This window comes from Streptomyces gottesmaniae (assembly GCF_031845845.1).
In the GTDB taxonomy this organism is placed as follows: Bacteria; Actinomycetota; Actinomycetes; order Streptomycetales; family Streptomycetaceae; genus Streptomyces; species Streptomyces akebiae.
The window spans coordinates 242,969-263,014 of record NZ_JAVRFJ010000002.1; the positions used below are offsets into that span (position 1 = coordinate 242,969).

The following is a 20,046-nucleotide window of genomic DNA, read 5'->3' on the forward strand; positions in this document are numbered from 1 at the left end:
CACCCTCCTCGACGGGCGGCGCGCCGCGCACCCCTTTCCCGACCACCACCCCTCGACACCGGCGCACCGCGCCGGCAGTGACACCTCGCACACCCACCAGGACCGGCGAACCACGTGAGCTCCTCTTTCTCCACCAGGCGCCTGTCGCACACCCAGGTGCGACAGGGGAACCGTGGCGCTTACCGACTGGTGCGTACCCCACCGGCCCGGACGGACCCCCCTCGTCTGGACGCCGAGCAGCGCGGCGTGGTTGACCACGAGAACGGACCCCTGCTCGTTCTCGCAGGTCCCGGCACCGGCAAGACGACCACGCTCGTCGAGTCGGTGGGGGCGCGCGTCGCCCGCGGGGCCGACCCGGCGCGCGTGCTGGTCCTGACCTTCAGCCGCAAGGCCGCCGTGGAGCTGCGCGACCGCATGGCGCTGCGCATGGGCGCCGCGCGCGCCCCGCAGGCCACCACCTTCCACTCGTTCTGCTACGCCCTGGTCCGCGCCCACCAGGACAGCGACCTGTTCGTCGAGCCGCTGCGTCTGCTGTCCGGCCCGGAGCAGGACGTGGCGGTTCGTGAACTGCTCGCGGGCCAACCGGACCTCGAGCGCCTGGGTCTGGCACATGTGCGCTGGCCGGACGAACTGCGCGCCTGCCTTACCACACGCGGCTTCGCCGACGAGGTCCGCGCTGTCCTCGCCCGCAGCCGCGAACTGGGTCTGGCCCCCGAGGACCTGCGCGCCTTCGCCGCGCGCATCGGCCGACCGGACTGGCTCGCGGCCTCCGCCTTCCTCGCCGAGTACCTCGACGTCCTCGACCTGCAGGGCGTCCTCGACTACGCGGAACTGGTCCACCGCGCGGTGCTCCTGGCCGGTCGCCCCGATGTCGCCGAGCGGCTGGCCGCGCAGTACGACGCGGTCTACGTCGACGAGTACCAGGACACGGACCCCGCACAGGTACGGCTGCTGAGGACCCTCGCCGGCGGTGGCCGCACCCTGGTCGCCTTCGGCGATCCCGATCAGTCGATCTACACCTTCCGGGGCGCCGACGTGAACGGCATCCTGGAGTTCCCGCAGGCCTTCCCGCGCGCGGACGGACGCCAGGCTCCGGTCGCGGTCCTCAGGAACTCCCGCCGCTCGGGAGCGAACCTGCTCGCCGCCACCCGCCTGCTCACCCAGCGCATGCCACTCACCCGCCTCCCCGCCGAGAAGGTGCGCGCCCACCGCGAGCTGAGGCCCGTACGGGACGGAGGACGCGTCGAGGTCTACACGTACCCGACGCCGGGCACCGAACTGGACAACATCGCGGACGTGCTGCGCCGGGCCCATCTGGAGGACGGCGTCCCCTGGAGCGAGATGGCCGTCCTGGTGCGTGCCGGCGCGCGCACGATCCCCTCGATCCGGCGCACCCTCACCGCGGCGGGTGTTCCTCTGGAGATCGACGGCGACGACCTGCCCCTGCGCCACGAACCGGCCGTACAGCCCCTGCTGACGGCACTGCGGGCGGTGGCACGGGCGGAGCTGAGCGAGACGGCCTCGACGGCCTCGGCAGCGGAACCCCACGACTCACCCGACGTGCCCGAGCCCCCGGACGAGCCCGATTCTCCCGTCGACCCCGACTCTCCCGACTCTCCCGACGAGGCCTCGGCAGACTCGCCCGCGGCGTCCCGCACGCCCGACGCGCGGCCCTGCTGGCTCGACACCGAAACCGCACTCGACCTCCTGTCCTCCCCCTTGGCAGGCATGGACACCGCCGATCTGCGGCGTCTCGGCCGCGCGCTGCGCGAGGAGGAGCGAGCCGGTGGCAACCCCGTACCGCCGCCCTCGGACGAACTGCTGGCACGCGCGCTGGCGGAGCCCGAGCGGCTGGTGGCGCACGACCCGGTGTACGCACGGGGCGCGCAACGCCTCGGCGCGCTGCTGCGGAAGGCCCGTGAACGCCTCGCGGGGGGCGGTACGGCCGAGGAGGCGCTGTGGGAGCTGTGGGACGGCACGCCGTGGCCCAGGAGGCTGGAGCGCGCCGCCCGGCGCGGCGGCGCGGCCGGGCGGAACGCGGACCGTGACCTCGACGCCGTGTGCGCGCTGTTCGCCACGGCGGCGCGCGCGGAGGAGCGCACCGGCGGTCTGGGCGCACTCAACCTCCTGGCGGAGCTCGAGGCCGAGGACATCGCCGCCGACACGCTGACCGGGCGGACCGTCCGCCCCGACGCCGTACGTCTGATGACCGCGCACCGCGCCAAGGGCCTCCAGTGGCGCCTGGTCGTCGTCGCGGGCGTCCAGGAGGGTCTGTGGCCGGACCTACGCCGACGTGGCTCGCTCCTGGAGGCCGACCGCATCGGCCGCGACGGTCTCGCCGAACCGCTGACGCCGGGCGCGCTCCTCGCGGAGGAACGCCGGCTGTTCTACGTGGCGGCCACGCGCGCGCGTGAACGCCTCGTCGTCACCGCGGTGAAAGCCCCCGCCGACGACGGCGACCAGCCCTCGCGCTTCCTCACCGAACTGGGGGTCGAGCCCAAGGACGTCACCGGCCGTCCCCGCCGCCCGCTGTCCGTGGCCGCCCTCGTCGCCGAACTGCGCGCCACCACGGTGGACCCGCGCGTGTCGGAGACCCTCCGCGAGGCGGCCGCCCTGCGGCTGGCCCGGCTGGCCGCGCTGAGCGACGAGGACGGCCGTCCGCTCGTGCCGTCGGCGCACCCCTACCGCTGGTGGGGCATGTTCGAGCCCACCGAGAGCAAGGTGCCGCTGAGGAACCGTGACCAGCCCGTCGTGCTGTCCGGCAGCGCCCTCGACCAGCTCGCCAACACCTGCGCCCTGCAGTGGTTCCTGGGCCGTGAGGTGAAGGCCGACGCGCCCGCGACCGCCGCCCAGGGCTTCGGCAACGTCGTCCACGTGCTCGCCGACGAGGTCGCCTCCGGGCGCACCCCCGCCGATCTCGACGTCCTCATGGAGCGCCTCGACTCCGTGTGGAACGCGCTCGCCTTCGACGCGCCCTGGAAGTCGGAGCAGGAGAAGCAGCACGCGCGCGTGGCACTGGAACGCTTCCTGAAGTGGCATGTCATGGACCGCGCGGGGCGTGCCCCGGTGGTCAGTGAGCACGACTTCGACGTCACTCTCGAGGCGGGCGACTACGAGGTGCGCATCCGGGGCTCCATGGACCGCGTCGAGACCGACACCGAGGGCCGCGCGTACGTCGTCGACTTCAAGACGGGCAAGCAGTCCGTGAGCTCCGCGGAGGTGACCCGCCATCCCCAGCTCGCGGTGTACCAGCTCGCGGTCCGCGAGGGGGCCGTCGACGAGCCCTTCGGCGGCGTGCGCCCGGAACCGGGCGGCGCCGAACTCGTCCAGCTGCGGCAGGGTGCCGCCAAGAAGAACGGTGGCGAGACCGTCCCCAAGGTGCAGGCGCAGGGCCCGCTGGAGGGCACGGAAGGGGAGTGGGTGGGGGACCTCCTGGCCACCGCCGCGGGCAAGGTCCTGGACGAGCGTTTCTCTCCGACTACCGGACAACACTGTGCACACTGCGCTTTCCGGGCATCGTGCAGCGCCCGCCCCGAGGGCCGTCACGTGATCGAGTGACGGTGCCCGCTCGGCGGTCCCGCAGCCGCTGTCAGTGGGCGGCGTTAGCCTCTCTTGAATGTCCGCCCGTATCAGCGATCCCGAGCAGCTCAAGGAGCTCCTGGGCATCCCGTTCACCCCGGAGCAGACGGCCTGCATCGTCGCGCCGCCGGCTCCGCAGGTGATCGTGGCCGGAGCCGGGTCGGGCAAGACCACCGTGATGGCCGCGCGCGTGGTGTGGCTGGTCGGTACCGGACAGGTCGCCCCCGAACAGGTGCTCGGCCTGACCTTCACCAACAAGGCGGCGGGCGAACTCGCCGAGCGCGTACGCAAGGCCCTGGTCAAAGCAGGCATCACCGACCCGGACGTGATCGACCCGGACAACCCGCCGGGGGAACCGGTCATCTCCACCTACCACGCCTTCGCGGGCCGCCTGCTGACCGACCACGGACTGCGCGTCGGCCTGGAGCCCACCGCCCGGCTCCTCGCCGACGCCACCCGCTACCAGCTCGCCGCGCGCGTCCTGAGGGAGTCCCCGGGCCCCTACCCGGCGCTGACCCGTTCCTTCCCCGACCTCGTCAGCGACCTTCTGACCCTCGATGCCGAACTCGCCGAGCACCTCGTACGACCCGAGGACCTACGTGCGTACGACGCCGAACTGCTGCGCGAACTGGAAGGTGCCAAGCTCACCAACGCGGATCTGCGCAAGGTCCCCGAGGCGGCCGCCGCCCGACGTGAACTCACCGAACTGGTCGGCCGCTACCGCGCGGCCAAGCGCGAGCGGGACCTCCTCGACTTCGGCGACCAGATCGCCCTGTCCGCCGGCCTCGCCCGACTCCCCGAGGTGGGGCGCATCCTGCGGGACGAGTTCCGAGTGGTTCTGCTCGACGAGTACCAGGACACCTCGGTCGCCCAACGCGTCCTGCTGGCAGGTCTGTTCGGTGGCGGCACCGGTCATCCCGTGACCGCCGTGGGCGACCCCTGCCAGGCCATCTACGGCTGGCGCGGCGCCTCCGTCGCCAACCTCGACGACTTCCCCGAGCACTTCGCCCACCCCGACGGCCGCCCCGCGGCCCGCCAGGCGCTCAGTGAGAACCGCCGCAGCGGCGGCCGTCTTCTCGACCTCGCCAACGGCCTCGCAGAGCCCCTGCGGGCCATGCACGCGGGCGTGGAGGCCCTCCGCCCCGCCCCCGGCGCCGAACGCGACGGTGTGGTCCGCTGCGCCCTCCTGAACACGCACGCCGAGGAACTGGACTGGCTCGCCGACTCGATCGCCCACCTGGTGCGCACAGGAAAGGAACCCGGCGAGATCGCGGTCCTGTGCCGCACCGCCGGGGACTTCGCCGAGATCCAGGGCGCGCTCGTCGCCCGGGACATCCCGGTCGAGGTGGTCGGCCTCTCCGGGCTGCTCCACCTCCCCGAGGTCGCCGACCTCGTGGCCGTCTGCGAGGTCCTCCAGGACCCGGGCGCCAACGCCTCTCTCGTCCGCCTCCTCACCGGCCCGCGCTGGCGGATCGGCCCCCGCGACCTCGCCCTTCTGGGGCGCCGGGCCAGGCTGCTCGTCTCCCACGCGCGCGTGGACGGCGACGCCGACCCGGACCGCCGGCTCGCCGCGGCCGTCGAGGGCGTCGACCCGTCCGAGGTGATCTCGCTCGCGGACGCGCTGGACACGTTCCTTGAACTCCCTCTCGAAGCCGAGGGGGAGGACGACGGGCTGCCGTTCTCGCCGGACGCGCGCGTCCGGTTCGCCCGGCTCGCCGCCGAACTGCGCGATCTGCGCCGCTCGCTCGCGGACCCGCTCATGGACGTCCTCCACCGCGTCCTCGCCGTCACCGGCTTGGAGGTGGAACTCTCCGCGTCCCCCCACGCGCTCGCCGCCCGCCGCCGCGAGACCCTGTCCAACTTCCTGGACGTCGCCGCCTCCTTCGCCGCCAACAGTGCCGGTGAGGCCACCCTGCTCGCCTTCCTCGGCTTCCTGCGTACGGCCGCCCAGTACGAGAAGGGCCTCGACAACGCCCTGCCGGGCGGAGAGAACACCGTCAAGGTCCTCACCGCCCACAAGTCCAAGGGCCTGGAGTGGGACGTCGTCGCCGTCCCCGGCCTGGTCACCGGTACCTTCCCCAGCACCCAGGGCCGCGAGAAGTGGACCGCCCAGGGCAAGGTCCTGCCGCACGAGCTGCGCGGCGACGCCGACACCCTCCCCGACGTCGAGGCCTGGGACTCGCGCGGCCTGAAGGCCTTCCAGGAGGCCATGAAGGACCACCAGCACACCGAGGAACTCCGCCTCGGCTACGTCACGTTCACCCGGCCCCGCTCCCTGCTCCTCGGTTCCGGCCACTGGTGGGGCCCGTCCCAGAAACGCCCGCGCGGGCCGTCCGACTTCCTCAAGGCCCTGTACGACCACTGCGTCGCCGGGCACGGCGAGATCGAAGCCTGGGCCGACGAGCCGGAGGAGGACGCCGAGAACCCCGCCCTCCACGCGAGGGCGGCCGACCACGCCTGGCCGCTTCCGCTCGACGACACCGCCCTGACGCGCCGCCGTGCGGCGGCCCGCACCGTGCTGGCGCACCTGGACGCGGCCGCCGCCCACGACGACACGCGTCCGGGTGCCGCCGACGAGGAGTTCCCGGACGACCCCTCGATCGACGAGGACACCGACGACTGGGACTCCTGGTCGTCGGACCGCCCCGCGCAGGGCCCCCACGCGCGCGTGGAACGTCCCGCACCGGCCGAGCGCTCGCCGGCCGTGCCGCACGCCCGCAGACACCCCTCCGCCTCCGCACTCACCCCCGAGGAGTCCCGCACCGTCGCCTCATGGGACCGCGACCTGGACACCCTCACCGGAGAGCTCATGCGAGCCCGTGCGAAGGTCACCGACGTACCCCTGCCGGCGTCCCTGACCACCTCGCAGCTGATGCGTCTGGCCGCCGACCCGGACGGCTTCGCGCAGGAGCTCGCCCGCCCCATGCCGCGCCCCCCGCAGCCTGCGGCGCGCCGCGGCACCCGTTTCCACGCCTGGCTCGAAGCCCGTTTCGAGGAACTTCGGTTGCCCATGCTGGAGCCCGAGGAACTGCCCGGCAGCGAGGCCGAGATCGCCGACGAACTGGACCTGGAGGCCCTGAAGGAGGCATTCGAACGCACGCCGTACGCGCACCGCACCCCGCACCGGGTCGAGGCACCCTTCCAGATCGACATCGCCGGCCGTGTCGTACGCGGCCGCATCGACGCCGTCTACCGGACCGACGACGGCGACGGCACGACGACGTACGAGATCGTCGACTGGAAGACCAGCCGCACCCGCGCCGCCGACCCGCTCCAGCTCGCCGTCTACCGTCTGGCCTGGGCCGAGCAGCACGGCGTGCCCCTGGAGTCCGTCGACGCGGTCTTCCTGCACGTCCGCACCGGGGACGTCGTACGGCCCGCGAACCTCCCCGGTCGGGACGCTCTGGAGCGGCTGCTCAGGGAGGAACCCGGAGCCGAGGAGGGACCGGACTCGAGCACGGAGGGGCCGGAGTGGCCGGAGGACGGACGGGAGCCGATCACGGACGAACCGCCGGACGAGCATGTCGGCGCGGGCCGATAGGCTCGTGAGCATGAGCCAGTCCGTTGACAGCGACGTCAGCGTCGTCCGTACGTACATCGACAGCCACCGTGCCGCCTTCCTCGACGACCTCGTGGAATGGCTGCGCATCCCGTCGGTCTCGGCCCAGCCCGAGCATGCGACGGACGTACGCCGCAGCGCCGACTGGTTGGCCGCCAAACTCCGGGAGACCGGCTTCCCGACCGCCGAGGTCTGGGAGACGCCAGGAGCCCCCGCCGTCTTCGCGGAATGGCCTTCCGCGGACGCCGACGCCCCCACCGTCCTGATCTACGGACACCACGACGTGCAGCCCGCGGCACGCGAGGACGGCTGGGACACCGAGCCGTTCGACCCGGTGATCCGTGCGAACCGACTCCACGCGCGCGGGGCGGCCGACGACAAGGGTCAGGTGTTCTTTCACACACTCGGTGTGCGTGCCCACCTCGCCGCCACCGGCCGCACCGCCCCCGCCGTCCATCTCAAGATGCTGATCGAGGGCGAGGAGGAATCCGGTTCCCCGCACTTCCGCACCCTCGTCGAGGCACAGGCCGAACGGATCGCCGCCGACGCGGTGATCGTCTCCGACACCGGAATGTGGGCCGAGGACACCCCCACCGTCTGCACCGGCATGCGCGGCCTCGCCGAGTGCGAGATCCAGCTGTACGGCCCGGACCAGGACATCCACTCCGGTTCCTTCGGCGGCGCCGTACCGAATCCGGCCACCGAGATCGCCCGCCTGGTCGCCGCCCTGCACGACGAGCACGGGCGCGTGGCGATCCCCGGCTTCTACGACGGCGTCATCGAACTCACCGACCGGGAACGCGAACTCTTCGCCGAACTGCCCTTCGACGAGGAGCGATGGCTGCGCACGGCCAAGTCGACCGCGACGTGCGGCGAGGCCGGTCACACCACGCTGGAGCGCATCTGGGCCCGCCCGACCGCCGAGGTCAATGGCATCGGCGGCGGCTATCAGGGTGCGGGAAGCAAGACGATCATCCCGTCCTCGGCCATGGTGAAGCTGTCCTTCCGCCTGGTCGCGGGCCAGAACCCGGACCACATCGAGAAGGCTGTCACCGCCTGGGCCGCCGAGCGGATCCCCGCCGGGATCCGCCACGAGATCACGTTCAGCGGCTCCACCCGCCCCTGCCTGACGCCCCTGGACCACCCGGCCCTGCAGTCGGTCGTACGGGCCATGGGCCGCGCGTTCCAGCAGCCGATCCGCCACACGCGCGAGGGCGGCTCCGGCCCCGCCGCCGACCTCCAGGAAGTTCTCGACGCCCCCGTGCTCTTCCTGGGCATCTCCGTCCCCTCCGACGGCTGGCACGCCCCCAACGAGAAGGTCGAACTCGATCTGTTGTTCAAGGGCGTCGAGACCAGTGCGTACCTCTGGGCCGAACTGGCCGAAAGCACCCACGAGGCACACTGAAGAAGGCCCCGCCCGCCCCAGGACGCCCAGCCCGCCGCACGCCTCGCCGAACCGCCCGCCCAATCAACCGTTTCACCGGGGGAGTTGGAAGCACCCGTGACCACCTGGACCGACCACACCGCCGACCGACCCATCGCGCTCACCGCCCCGAGCGGCATCGACCGGGCCGCCCACCACCGGCTCGACGAGGCCTGGCTCGCGGCGGCGTGGAGCCACCCCACGACCCGCTGCTTCGTGGTGTCCGGCGGTCAGGTCCTCATCGACGAGACCCCGGACGGCACCACCGAACTCGTCATGACCCCCTCCTTCGAGGCTCCGCTCACCGAGGCGCACCGCTACTTCCTGGGCACCGACACCGACGGTGTGAGCTATTTCGCACTGCAGAAGGACGCCCTGCCCGGCCGCATGGACCAGTCGGCTCGCCCGGCCGGGCTGCGTGAGGCAGGCATGCTGCTGTCGCCGCGTGACACGGGTCTCATGGTGCACGCGGTCGGCCTGGAGAACTGGCAGCGCACCCACCGCTTCTGCTCCCGGTGCGGAGAGCGCACCGTCATCGCGGCGGCCGGCCACATCCGGCGCTGCCCGGCCTGCGGCGCCGAGCACTACCCGCGCACCGACCCGGCGGTGATCATGGCGGTCACTGACGACGAGGACCGCATCCTGCTCGGCCGCCAGATGCACTGGCCCGAGGGTCGTTTCTCCACCCTCGCGGGCTTCGTGGAGCCCGGCGAGTCCATCGAGCAGTCCGTGCGGCGCGAGGTCCAGGAAGAGGTCGGCATCACCGTCGGCCAGGTCGAGTACATCGCCAGCCAGCCGTGGCCCTTCCCCTCCAGCCTCATGCTGGGGTTCATGGCCCGGGCCACCTCCACCACCGTGGACGTCGACGGCGACGAGATCCACGAGGCCCGCTGGTTCTCCCGCGAAGAACTGCGGGCCGCTTTCGAGTCCGGGGAGGTCCTGCCTCCCTACGGCATCTCGATCGCGGCCCGACTGATCGAACTCTGGTACGGCAAGCCCCTGCCGACGCGAGGTCACACCGGCTAGAGCCCGGCCGTGGTTACGCGCCGATCCTCTGCTTGACCTGCGCCAGCGAAGGGTTCGTGAGCGTCGAACCGTCCGGGAAGAGGACGGTGGGGACCGTCTGGTTCCCACCGTTCGCCTTCTCCACGAACGCGGCGGACTCCGGGTCCTGCTCGATGTTGATCTCCTCGTACGTGATGCCCTCGCGGTCCATCTGGCTCTTCAGCCGACGGCAGTAGCCGCACCACGTGGTGCTGTACATCGTCACAGTGCCCGGCATGTCCCTGGCGCTCCTTCACGGTCAGAGGGGTGCGTGGTCGCAGTGAGTGGAACGTACGCGACAGGTCCGCCATTCCCCTACACGGGTGACGCCCGGCACCGCCGCCCGCGCCGGGCGCACCGGAACACAGGAGCGCCTGCCGCATTAGTACGACTGCGGAGGCCTGCCTGTGGACAACCTGCTCGATCGCCTCCGGCGACCTGGCAGCATGGCCGTGTGACAGCAGCAACGCATTCCACCCTCTTCCCGCAGGTCCCCGACTCGGCCGACGCGGTGCTCGAAGGGCTCGACCCCGAGCAGCGCGCGGTGGCCACCGCGCTGCACGGTCCGGTGTGCGTGCTGGCCGGCGCAGGGACGGGCAAGACTCGTGCGATCACCCACCGCATCGCCTACGGGGTGCGGGCCGGCATGCTCCAGCCCGCCAGTGTGCTGGCCGTCACCTTCACCAACCGGGCCGCCGGAGAGATGCGCGGACGTCTCCGCCAACTCGGCGCCGCCGGCGTCCAGGCCCGGACGTTCCACTCGGCCGCACTGCGGCAACTCCAGTACTTCTGGCCGAAAGCCGTCGGCGGCGCCATGCCTCGCATCATCGACCGCAAGATCCAACTCGTCGCGGACGCCGCCGCCGCCTGCCGCATCCGTCTCGATCGCAACGAACTGCGCGACGCGGCCGCCGAGATCGAGTGGTCCAAGGTCACCCGCACCGTCCCTTCCGACTACGCCGCCGCGACCGCCCGACACGGCCGTGAGGCACCCCGTGACCCCGCCGAGATCGCCCAGATCTACGCCACGTACGAGGACCTGAAGCGAGAGCGGGCCGTCATCGACTTCGAGGACGTGCTCCTGCTCACGGTCGGTATCCTCCAGGACCGCCACGACATCGCCGAGCAGGTCCGCTCCCAGTACCAGCACTTCGTTGTCGACGAGTACCAGGACGTCAGCCCCCTCCAGCAGAGCCTGCTGGAACTGTGGCTCGGCGACCGGGACGACCTGTGCGTCGTGGGCGACGCCAGCCAGACGATCTATTCGTTCACCGGCGCAACTCCCGACCATCTGCTCGACTTCCGTCACCGTCATCCCGGGGCCACCGTCGTCAAGCTCGTCCGCGACTACCGCTCCACCCCGCAGGTGGTCCACCTCGCCAACGGCCTGCTCTCCCAGGCCCGCGGCCGCGCCGCCGACCACCGCCTCGAACTGATCTCCCAGCGGCCCCCGGGCCCCGAGCCCCGGTACACCGAGTACGCGGACGAGCCCGCCGAGGCCGAGGGGGCCGCCCGCCGCATCCGCGACCTCATCGCCTCCGGAGTCCTCGCGAGCGAGATCGCCATCCTGTTCCGCACGAACTCCCAGTCCGAGACCTACGAACAGGCACTCGCGGACGCCGGAGTGCCGTATCAGCTGCGCGGCGCCGAACGGTTCTTCGACCGCCCCGAGGTCCGCAAGGCCGGGGCCGCGCTGAGGGCGGCCGCGCGCTTCGGGGGCAACGACACCCTCCTCGAGGACGCCGTGGACCTCCCCTCACAGGTACGGGCCGTGCTGTCCGGCGAGGGCTGGACCGGTGAACCACCGGCGGGCTCCGGAGCGGTCAGGGAACGCTGGGATTCCCTCGCGGCCCTGGTGAACCTGGCCCACGACTTCGCCGCCGCCCAGCCCCACGCCACGCTCGGCGACCTGGTCGCGGAACTCGACGAGCGGGCCAGCGCCCAGCACGCCCCGACCGTCCAGGGCGTCACCCTCGCCTCGCTGCACTCCGCGAAGGGCCTCGAGTGGGACGTCGTCTTCCTCGTCGGGGTCGCCGAGGGCATGATGCCGATCACCTACGCGAGAACGGACGAACAGATCGAGGAGGAGCGACGACTTCTCTACGTGGGCGTCACCCGCGCGCGCGAACAGCTCTCCGTCTCCTGGGCCCTGTCTCGCTCGCCCGGTACCCGCCCCAATCGTCGCCCCAGCCGGTTCCTCAACGGCCTGCGCCCCGGATCCACCGCTGCCCCGGGACGGACCGGCACAGGCGGTTCCGGGGGCGTCGAAGTGGGCTTCCCGGGCGCCCGGACGGGTGACCTCGTGGGCGGCGGCACCGAGGGAGCGCCGCGCCGCACCAGCCGCACCCCGGCGCGCTGCCGTGTCTGCGGGCGCACCCTGCGGGACGCCGGCGAGATGAAGCTGATGCGCTGCGAGGACTGTCCCTCCGACATGGACGAGGGCCTCTACGAGCGACTGCGGGAGTGGCGCGCGGTTCAGGCACGGCGCAGTGGCCAACCCGACTTCTGTGTCTTCACGGACCGGACATTGATGGCGATCGCGGAAGCGGGGCCGAGCACTCCGGTTGAACTCGCCCGCATCCCAGGCGTCCGCGCCCGCAAGTTGCAGCGCTACGGCGCCGATGTTCTCGACATCTGTGCAGGTCGGGAGCCTGCGGGCGACGACGAGAACGACTGATACCAACTCGTCGAAAAAATAGTTTGCGCATGCCCCAGCAATCCCCATAGGTTCTTAGGCACGAGAGCAGCGGCCTTCTCGAAGGCCCTGGTTTCGTGATGTACTTCATATCCGTCGGATTGGTTCGCGCCGGTCCCCGTAGACGCCGAGAGGAGGCGAGTCCAGTGATCAGCATCAACACCAGCTACATCAGCACGGTCAAAATGACCGATCGCTCGGCCGTCTCCCTGTGCATGCTCGGCGTCTCGAACCTGGGCACCGGTCTGTCCGCCCTCAGTGGCGGCCGTCCGGCGTCCTCCGTGTCTCTGGCGGGTCTCCCCGTCCGTGAGCGCAATGAGCGACCGACCAAGGCACTGGAAGCAGCAGTAGAGGCACAGGCCCACGCCTATGCCTTCGCGGCGGCCGGTGCCGGATTCCGGAAGCAGACGACGCAGCACCACCTGATGTGGGCCTTCCGTGGGCCTGAACCCTGGAGTGATCCAGCCTGATCGACGATCAGGCCGGCGCCTTCAGGGCCGCGGAACCCCATCCGGGATCCGCGGCCCTTCTGTTTGTCCCCGACCAGGGACTGCAGAGCGAAGGGGCCTCGGGACAAGAAAAGAACCCGGTACCAGCCGCAACCGGCCAACAGGCCGGAACGACCAGACGAGGAAGACGAACCGTGCAACTCGAAGCGCACGCCCCGTCCGTACCGCCTTCCGAAACGATCCCCCCGCCCGGCCTCACGGAGGACTCCACCTTGACCCCGCTCACCGCGCTCACCGCGCTCGACGACGCCATCGAGAACCTCGGCGTGCCCGTCCCCTGCCGCTCCTACGACCCGGAGGTCTTCTTCGCCGAGTCGCCGGCCGATGTCGAGTACGCCAAGTCCCTCTGCCGCACCTGCCCGCTGATGGAGGCCTGCCTCGCCGGCGCCAAGGAGCGGCGTGAGCCCTGGGGCGTCTGGGGTGGCGAGCTCTTCGTCCAGGGTGTCGTCGTGGCCCGCAAGCGGCCCCGTGGTCGCCCGCGCAAGAACCCGGTCACAGCATGAACATCACCGGAACGATCGACCGCCCCCTCACGCACGACCCCAAGAAGCAGGCCCCGATGAAGCCGTCCACGAGCGAGCCCGTCGGCTCCGCGACACCTGATTTCACCACCACCGGCGCGAACGCCTCGCGTCAGAACAGGACCCGAGAAATGCATCTCATGCCAGAAGCCCTGGCTCGTGCGCATATGCACGAGCGCCTGCACCAGGCTGAGCAGGAACGCCGGGCCATGCGCCTGGCGGTCGCTCAGCGGATGCAGCGCAGGGCCGAGCGCGCCTCGCTGCGCGCCCGCCGTGCGCTCGCCATGGCGGTCATGCAGTAGCCGCCACGCGGCGACCGGCATGACCCGGCCTTGACAGGCACGTCACCTCCACCAGCAGTGGCTCCCCGCGGGGGCCGGTCCGAAGGGACCGGCCCCCGCGGTGCGTTGTGCCCACGGATCCGTCGAGGGCGGCGATATCGTCGCCGAGTGACGAGTCTTTCCGGGGACAGTGACCAGGGCGGCCGCGCCGCAGAACCCCAGACCCTCGTGTGCGCCCGCTGCGGCACCACCGCCGAGGCCCCTCGACCCCTGTGGATCTGTTCCGTGGAGAACGGCGCACGGCGCTACTTCTGCGAGACCTGCGCCCGGGAGAACCTGCGCGCGATCGAAGGCCGGCTGGACTCGGCCTGGTGGTGAACCCGCCCTCGCCCGAACCGGCTACGCCTCCGCGGCAGACTCGCCCTCCTCCTCTTCGGCCAGGAAGCCCGGCAGCCACTCCTCCAACTCGTCGCGCATACGAACCGTCGCGCCGAGCTGGCACAGGACACCGATGGTGCTCAGGGTCACCCGGTGGATGAGGAGGTAGGACGGGGGCAGGTTCAGCTGCTTGCCCAACTGGTGGGCGGGGGAGCGCGGGTCGGCGATCCGAGCGGCCTGGCTGCGCATCCAACCGCGGGCGAAGGTGAACTCGTCCGCCCGGACCGGCTCGATGATGGGGTGCAGATAGTCGAGGACGGCGTCCGGGTCCAGGTCTATCGACTCCTTCACGAAACCCTCCGTGCGGAGCATCTCGTAGACCGCCTCGGCCTCACCTTCGATGGTCAGCCGGAGGGCGTCACCGATCGGGGACGGCAGGCCGCCCGGCAGTCGGTCCACCGTGCCGAAGTCGAGGACGCCGAGGCGCCAGCCGCTCTTCTCGTCCGGCAGGAGGCGGAAGTTCCCCGGGTGGGGGTCGGCGTGCAGGAGACCGGTGCGGGCCGGACCCGAGAAGAGGAAGCGGGTCAGCAACTGGCCCGCCCGGTCGCGCTGCTCCTGAGAGCCGTCGGCGATCACCTCGGAGAGAGGGATGCCCTCCATCCACTCGGTCACCAGCACCTGCTCGCACTGGTGCACCACAGCCGGGACCACCACGTCCGGGTCGCCCTCGAACTCCTCCGCGTGCGCCTGCTGAGCCTGGGCCTCCAGGCCGTAGTCGAGCTCTTCGGAGACACGGTCCCGCAGTTCCGCGATGAGCGGTTTGATGTCCATGCCAGGGATCAGCGGGCCCAACAGGCGCGCGAACCGGCTGAGTTGACCGAGATCGGAAAGCAGGGCCTCGCCCGCCCCCGGGTACTGCACCTTGACGGCGACCTCTCGGCCGTCGTGCCACACCGCTCGGTGCACCTGGCCGATCGAGGCCGCGGCGGCCGGCTTGTCCTCGAACTCCAGGAACAGCTCCTGCCAGTCCGCTCCGATGCGCTCCTCCAGCACGGCATGCACCGTGCGGGTCGGCATCGGGGGTGCCGCGTCCTGGAGCTTGGTCAGAGCCGCGCGGTAGGGGCCTGCCACTTCCTCGGGAAGCGCCGACTCGAAGACGGACAGGGCCTGCCCGAACTTCATCGCGCCGCCCTTCAGCTCGCCCAGCACCTTGAACAACTGCTCCGCCGTGCGCTGCTGGAGTTCACGGCCCACGAGATCGGCCGACTCGCCGACGATCCGCTTGCCGAGTCCCCAGGTGGCCCGGCCTGCGATGCCGAGCGGAAGCGCGGCGAGCTTGGCGGTCCGGGTGACCGCCTTCCGGGGAAGATCAGACATGCGCCCTCCAAGTCCCAGCAGGCCGTGCCGCGTGTGCCTTGCGGGACAACCTCGTTGACCGCTGATGCTCCGCCATTGTCTCGCGCGCCTCCCCCTCCTTTGCGGTGTGTTCCCCGTTACCTTTTCCGGCGGCACTGTTTTCCGCGGCCGCGCAGGAACATGAAGGGTGCGGCCACACCGGACGCGGGTGCCAGTCGAACCCTGGTACCGAGACCTCCCAGCGGGCTCCCGCACTGGACGGCGTCCGCCCGTCGAGGAAGGCGAGCGCGTGTGCCGCGGCCAGTCCGGCGACCGTCGTGGCCAGGGCCAGATCGCACGCTTCCAACTGGTGCGGGCGTCCGGACCGCCACTGCGCGACCAGCCGCGGCCACGTCTCGTCGCGGTCGGTGCGGCTCTGTTCGAGGCAGCCCGCACAACCCGTCTCACCCGGCAGGACCAGAGGGCCGACGACGCCCGTCCCCTCGACCACACCTGCATAGAGGTGTGGCGTGCCCGACGAGATGAGCGGCTCGGCGGCCATGGGCCTCGGAGCGTGGACGTCGACACCGTCGCGTGAGGCGAGGATCACCAGCGAGAAGCCGGGCTCCTCGCGGAGACGGTCCACCGGCAGGTCCCCGGGTGGAGCCTCGGGCGGCCGGGGGCCGCGGCGACGCCGAGGCGGGCGATCGGGCGCCGCGTGGCGAGCGGCCCGGCGTGCCGCCGTGTCCCTGCGCTCGCCGATCGATTCGGCCGGCAACCCACCCGGTGCCACGTCACATGGCTCGACCCTGCCGACATCGCGGACGTCGACCTCTCCGACCCCGGCGCCCGACAGCAGGGAGGCGAGCACCGCCCCCACGCGTCCCGCACCCCGCACCTGCACTCTCAGTGACCGGCGCGCGGCCAGACGACTCATGGCGTCGCCCGGCTCGGAGGCGATCAGGGAGAGGGTGGCGGCGTCGGGCCGCAGCCGGTCCAGGACCTCCGGTTTGGCGCGCAGTTCGTCGGCGGCCGGGCCGCCGCCCGTCGCGTCGTCCAGCAGGCCCGACCGGGACAGCCGGTCCACCAGGCCGTCCACGTGGCCGTCCGGCAGGCCCATGCGGCGCGCCTCGTCGCGCAGGAGCGGCACACCGCGTGTGCCGTCGAGCAGGGCGAGGAAACTGCCCGTCGCCGTGTCCATCGGGCCCAGCACCATGGCGTGCGCCGGCGCCAGACCGAACTGCACGGTGTTGAGATCCCGCCAACCGCGCCGGAGCGCGGGCTTCACCATCGGATGCATGATCGGCCCCCGTAGCCAGAGATCGGTTCCGTATGCCGACGGTGCGAGTGCCTGGTCCGCCGACGAGTGCCAGCATGCACGGACAGCGACGACGTCTGTCGAGAGTTGTCCACAGGCGACGGCATTCGTCGTACAAATCAGGCGCTCGGAGTGCGGATCGATATCGAACCGTCCCGGAGGCGGGACTTCCCCCGTGTGCAGCGGGTAACGTCGGGGCGTGCCCGCCGACCCACTGCACCGCGCCGCGAAGTCACCGCGCAGCACGACGAGCCAGCCGCCAAACAACTCGGGGGCGAGCGCGATCGAGGTCCGCAGGAGCGCGCGCCGGCGCAGAACGGTCTCCGCGTACCGCGAGGGCGATCGCACCGTCGTGCTCATCCCCGCCCGGATGTCCGAGGCCGAGGAGCAGCGCTGGGTGACCGTCATGCTCGACAAGCTGGCCGCGCAGGAGAGCAAACGGCGCCTCGGCGACACCGAGTTGGCGGAGCGGGCCGCCCGGCTCTCGGACCAGTACTTCGGGGGTCGCGCCCGGCCCACCTCCGTGCGCTGGGTCACCAACCAGAACACCCGCTGGGGCTCGTGCACCCCCGCCGAGGGCAGCATCCGTCTTTCGCACCGGCTGCAGGGCATGCCCGAGTACGTCGTCGACTACGTCCTCCTCCACGAACTCGCACACCTGCTCGTACCAGGTCACGGCCCCCGCTTCTGGCAGCTGCTGGACGCCTATCCACGCACTGAGCGTGCTCGCGGCTACCTCGAAGGGGTGGTCGCCGCCGACCGGCTGCCTCACCTGCCCCTCACACGGGACGAGTGACACCTCGCGTGGCCGCTCGCCCGGAAACGGTCCGCGACCCGTTGCCCTAAGGCGTCGCCCCGCCGGTGCCCCGGGCGTGGGTGCCACGAAACGGGCGCTTCACGCGCGCGTGTGCGTTTGTGGGACCGGTGACCGAAGTCGCGCTTTTGTACCGTCTCTGTACCAGCCTCGTACGTCTCAGGACTTTGCGGTTAGCCTGGCGCGACGCATTCGCAGGCGCACGCACTTTCGGGATGGGGGACGGTCGTTACGCATGGCCAGGGAATTCCAACGCGGCCACAAGGCCAAGATCAGTGACCTCACCGCGGGTACGGATCTGTACGTAGGCGTACAGATCTCCGCCCCCGGGCTGAGCTTCGACATCAGTTGCTTCGGACTGGACGCCGACGAACGGCTTTCGGACGACCGCTACTTCGTCTTCTTCAACCAGCCGAAGACCCCCGAGGAGTCGATCCAGCTCCTGGGCGCCCAGTCGGGTGACACCGAGTCCTTCCGTGTCACTCTCGACAAGATCCCGTCGCAGATCCAGAAGCTGTCCTTCACGGCGACGATCGACGGCAACGGGCAGATGTCGCAGATCGGCCCCGGTTACGTCCGCATCGTCGCGGGCGGCGAGGAGGTGGCCAGGTATCCGTTCGACGGCTCGGAGTTCTCCACCGAGCGCGCCGTGATGCTGGGCGACTTCTACCTGAAGGACGTCTGGCGGTTCGCGGCCGTCGGGCAGGGCTTCGACGGCGGCCTCGACGCGCTGCTGAAGAACTTCGGCGGCGAGGTCGCCGAGGAGGAGCCCGTCGCCCCGCAGCAGCCGCAGGCCGACGCCACGCCGGGCTTCGCCCCACCCGCGTTCGGTGCCCCCGCGGCTCCGGCCACCCCGGCGCCCGCCCAGCCGTTCGGGCCCCCGGCGCCCTCACCCTCCGTGCACGCCGCTCCGACGATCGCCGCGCCCCTGAACACGCCGCCCGGCGGCACCGTCCCGCCCCCGGCAGCCCCCACACCTCAGGGTGGCCCCTTCACCCCGCCCGGCGCTCCGCCCCAGGGTGGCCCCTTCACCCCGCCCGGCGCTCCGCCCCAGGGTGGGCCCTTCACTCCTCCCGGTGCCCCGCCCCAGGGTGGCCCCTTCACCCCGCCGGGCGCAGCTCCGCAAGGCGGTCCGTTCACGCCCCCGGGCGCCCCTGGTGCCTTCCCGGGCCAGGCACAGCCTTTCGGCGGCGGTACACAGCTCGCGCCGGTGCCGCCGGAGGCAGGGCTGCGAGTCGTCCTGACGAAGTACTCCGAGGCCCCCGTCGGGGACCGCTGGACCGAGCAGAACCCGCAGATGGTGCGGGCCACGCTCACCAAGGGCGCCAACATCCTCGCCAAGCAGGGCAGCATGGTCGCCTACCAGGGCGACATCGACTTCGCCCACAAGGGTTCCGGCCTGCTCGGCAAGTTGACGGGCCAGCTCACCGGCCAGGGCATGGCCCTGATGCGGTGTTCCGGAGACGGTGAGGTGTTCCTCGCCGACGAGGGCAGCCGTCTCTTCGTCATCCGCCTGGAGAACGAGCAGCTCTACACCAGCGCACGCGGCGTCCTCGCCTTCGACGAGTCCCTGGACACCGAGATCCGCCGCATCGAGGGCGCGGGCCTGCCCGGTGGCGGCCTGTTCAGCATGCTCTTCTCCGGCACGGGCGCGGTCGTCGTCAAGACACGCGGGGTTCCCGTCGTGCTGCCCGTCGGCCCGGCCACCTACGTCGACGGCAACGCCGTCATCGCCTGGTCCGCCGGCGCGCAGGCTGTCACCACGACCTCGCTCAGGCTGCGCCGCTCCGGGTACGCACGGCAGACCCAGGAGGCCATCAACCTCCAGTTCCGCGGTGCCCCCGGCAACTTCGTCGTCGTCCAGCCCTTCGAGGTGTGAGGCAGAGCATGGACCTCCAGACACTCAACGCGCACCGCTCCGCCTCCACCGGCGTCCGGATGAGCGTGCACAGCTCCAAGACGCTCAAGGTCGCCATGGTCACGGGCCAGGACCTCCTGGCCAAGGCCGGCTCGATGATCGCGTACGACGGCTACGTACAGTTCGACGGCCCGCCCGCGACGCTGCGGCGCAGCGCGGAGGAGATGGTCACCGGCGAGGGCGGCAAGCTGATGCTCTGCCGGGGCGACGGGGACCTGTACCTCGCCGACTACGGCGGCGACGTCCTCATCCTCCACCTGAACAACGAGGCGCTGTCGGTCAACGGCCCGACTCTGCTGGCCTGCGACGCCTCCCTCCAGCTCGCCATCGAGCCGGTCAAGGGCCTCGCCAAGCTCTCGGGCTCCGGCCTCACCAACCTCGTGATCCGGGGCACCGGATGGGTCGCCCTGGTCAGCCGGGGCGTGCCGATCTCCCTCGACTGCGCCGAACGGGAGACGTACGTCGACCCGGACGCGCTGATCGCCTGGACCGACGGCCTCGACATGAAGGCGCGCCGCACCATCAAGGCCAGTGCGCTCATCGGCCGGGGCAGCGGCGAGGCCTTCCAGATCGGGTTCAAGGGGCGGGGCTTCGTGGTCGTCCAGCCCAGCGAGGACACCGGCGACCGTTTCAAGATCCGTGGCTGACCGGGGCTGAGAGGAGAACAGCACA

General features: G+C 71.5%; 15 protein-coding genes. 12 read left to right on the plus strand and 3 right to left on the minus strand.

The window, feature by feature from the left end; translation table 11 throughout:
• The first annotated feature begins 114 nt into the window (after positions 1-114).
• The 4 genes from RM704_RS03535 (at position 115) to nudC (ending at position 9,587) form a co-directional block, all read left to right on the plus strand.
• On the plus strand, positions 115-3,558 hold the full coding sequence (locus RM704_RS03535; protein ID WP_107072219.1) for an ATP-dependent helicase: 3,444 nt from the start codon (positions 115-117) through the stop codon (positions 3,556-3,558).
• A gap of 58 nt (positions 3,559-3,616) precedes the next feature.
• Positions 3,617-7,120 carry an ATP-dependent helicase gene (locus tag RM704_RS03540; RefSeq protein ID WP_033525482.1) on the plus strand — a complete coding sequence of 1,168 codons (3,504 nt, stop codon included), beginning with the start codon at positions 3,617-3,619 and terminating at the stop codon, positions 7,118-7,120.
• 10 nt (positions 7,121-7,130) lie between these two features.
• On the plus strand, positions 7,131-8,543 hold the full coding sequence (locus RM704_RS03545; RefSeq protein ID WP_033525481.1) for a dipeptidase: 1,413 nt from the start codon (positions 7,131-7,133) through the stop codon (positions 8,541-8,543).
• A 96-nt stretch (positions 8,544-8,639) separates the two neighbouring features.
• Complete coding sequence (gene nudC, locus RM704_RS03550; RefSeq protein WP_033525480.1) at positions 8,640-9,587, plus strand: NAD(+) diphosphatase; 948 nt, start codon at positions 8,640-8,642, stop codon at positions 9,585-9,587.
• A 13-nt stretch (positions 9,588-9,600) separates the two neighbouring features.
• Here the strand turns inward: nudC and RM704_RS03555 are convergent, their stop codons facing one another.
• The gene (locus RM704_RS03555; RefSeq protein WP_033525479.1) at positions 9,601-9,843 is read right to left on the minus strand and encodes a mycoredoxin; all 243 of its coding nucleotides are present in this window, start codon (positions 9,841-9,843) and stop codon (positions 9,601-9,603) included.
• A 216-nt stretch (positions 9,844-10,059) separates the two neighbouring features.
• Here RM704_RS03555 and RM704_RS03560 point away from each other — a divergent pair, with 216 nt between their 5' ends.
• From RM704_RS03560 to RM704_RS03580, 5 genes are all read left to right on the plus strand, one after another.
• Entirely contained in the window at positions 10,060-12,282 is a 2,223-nt protein-coding gene (locus tag RM704_RS03560) for an ATP-dependent DNA helicase UvrD2 (RefSeq protein WP_033525478.1), read from the plus strand.
• A gap of 164 nt (positions 12,283-12,446) precedes the next feature.
• Positions 12,447-12,770, plus strand: coding sequence for a hypothetical protein (locus RM704_RS03565; RefSeq protein WP_033525477.1), 324 nt, complete (start codon positions 12,447-12,449; stop codon positions 12,768-12,770).
• A 173-nt stretch (positions 12,771-12,943) separates the two neighbouring features.
• A complete protein-coding gene (locus RM704_RS03570) occupies positions 12,944-13,312 on the plus strand; it encodes a WhiB family transcriptional regulator (protein WP_005480495.1) in 369 nt (122 codons plus the stop codon).
• Entirely contained in the window at positions 13,309-13,632 is a 324-nt protein-coding gene (locus tag RM704_RS03575; protein ID WP_033525476.1) for a putative WhiB-interacting protein, read from the plus strand. Before RM704_RS03570 ends, RM704_RS03575 begins: the two co-directional genes overlap by 4 nt.
• Before the next feature lie 147 nt (positions 13,633-13,779).
• Positions 13,780-13,989 (plus strand): hypothetical protein, encoded by a 210-nt coding sequence (locus RM704_RS03580; RefSeq protein WP_033525475.1) that lies wholly within the window; start codon positions 13,780-13,782, stop codon positions 13,987-13,989.
• A 21-nt stretch (positions 13,990-14,010) separates the two neighbouring features.
• On the opposite strand, the gene RM704_RS03585 is transcribed toward RM704_RS03580, so the two are convergent.
• Both RM704_RS03585 and RM704_RS03590 read right to left on the minus strand, forming a co-directional pair.
• Positions 14,011-15,366, minus strand: coding sequence for an ABC1 kinase family protein (locus tag RM704_RS03585; RefSeq protein ID WP_033525474.1), 1,356 nt, complete (start codon positions 15,364-15,366; stop codon positions 14,011-14,013).
• Positions 15,359-16,624, minus strand: a complete 1,266-nt coding sequence (locus RM704_RS03590; protein ID WP_033525473.1) for a TOMM precursor leader peptide-binding protein — start codon at positions 16,622-16,624, stop codon at positions 15,359-15,361. Before RM704_RS03590 ends, RM704_RS03585 begins: the two co-directional genes overlap by 8 nt.
• Before the next feature lie 217 nt (positions 16,625-16,841).
• Here RM704_RS03590 and RM704_RS03595 point away from each other — a divergent pair, with 217 nt between their 5' ends.
• From RM704_RS03595 to RM704_RS03605, 3 genes are all read left to right on the plus strand, one after another.
• On the plus strand, positions 16,842-17,438 hold the full coding sequence (locus RM704_RS03595; RefSeq protein ID WP_033525472.1) for a M48 metallopeptidase family protein: 597 nt from the start codon (positions 16,842-16,844) through the stop codon (positions 17,436-17,438).
• Positions 17,439-17,691: 253 nt separating this feature from the next.
• Positions 17,692-19,335 carry a TerD family protein gene (locus RM704_RS03600; protein ID WP_033525471.1) on the plus strand — a complete coding sequence of 548 codons (1,644 nt, stop codon included), beginning with the start codon at positions 17,692-17,694 and terminating at the stop codon, positions 19,333-19,335.
• Positions 19,336-19,343: 8 nt separating this feature from the next.
• Complete coding sequence (locus tag RM704_RS03605; protein ID WP_033525470.1) at positions 19,344-20,021, plus strand: AIM24 family protein; 678 nt, start codon at positions 19,344-19,346, stop codon at positions 20,019-20,021.
• The last annotated feature ends 25 nt before the right edge of the window (positions 20,022-20,046 follow it).

Bases quoted from the DNA above. Each gene is read 5' to 3' on its own strand.
- RM704_RS03585 (WP_033525474.1), bottom strand. From the start codon at position 15,366: ATGTCTGATCTTCCCCGGAAGGCGGTCACCCGGACCGCCAAGCTCGCC.
- RM704_RS03540 (WP_033525482.1), top strand. From the start codon at position 3,617: ATGTCCGCCCGTATCAGCGATCCCGAGCAGCTCAAGGAGCTCCTGGGC.
- RM704_RS03575 (WP_033525476.1), top strand. From the start codon at position 13,309: ATGAACATCACCGGAACGATCGACCGCCCCCTCACGCACGACCCCAAG.
- RM704_RS03605 (WP_033525470.1), top strand. From the start codon at position 19,344: ATGGACCTCCAGACACTCAACGCGCACCGCTCCGCCTCCACCGGCGTC.
- RM704_RS03600 (WP_033525471.1), top strand. From the start codon at position 17,692: ATGGCCAGGGAATTCCAACGCGGCCACAAGGCCAAGATCAGTGACCTC.
- RM704_RS03555 (WP_033525479.1), bottom strand. From the start codon at position 9,843: ATGCCGGGCACTGTGACGATGTACAGCACCACGTGGTGCGGCTACTGC.
- RM704_RS03545 (WP_033525481.1), top strand. From the start codon at position 7,131: ATGAGCCAGTCCGTTGACAGCGACGTCAGCGTCGTCCGTACGTACATC.
- RM704_RS03590 (WP_033525473.1), bottom strand. From the start codon at position 16,624: ATGCATCCGATGGTGAAGCCCGCGCTCCGGCGCGGTTGGCGGGATCTC.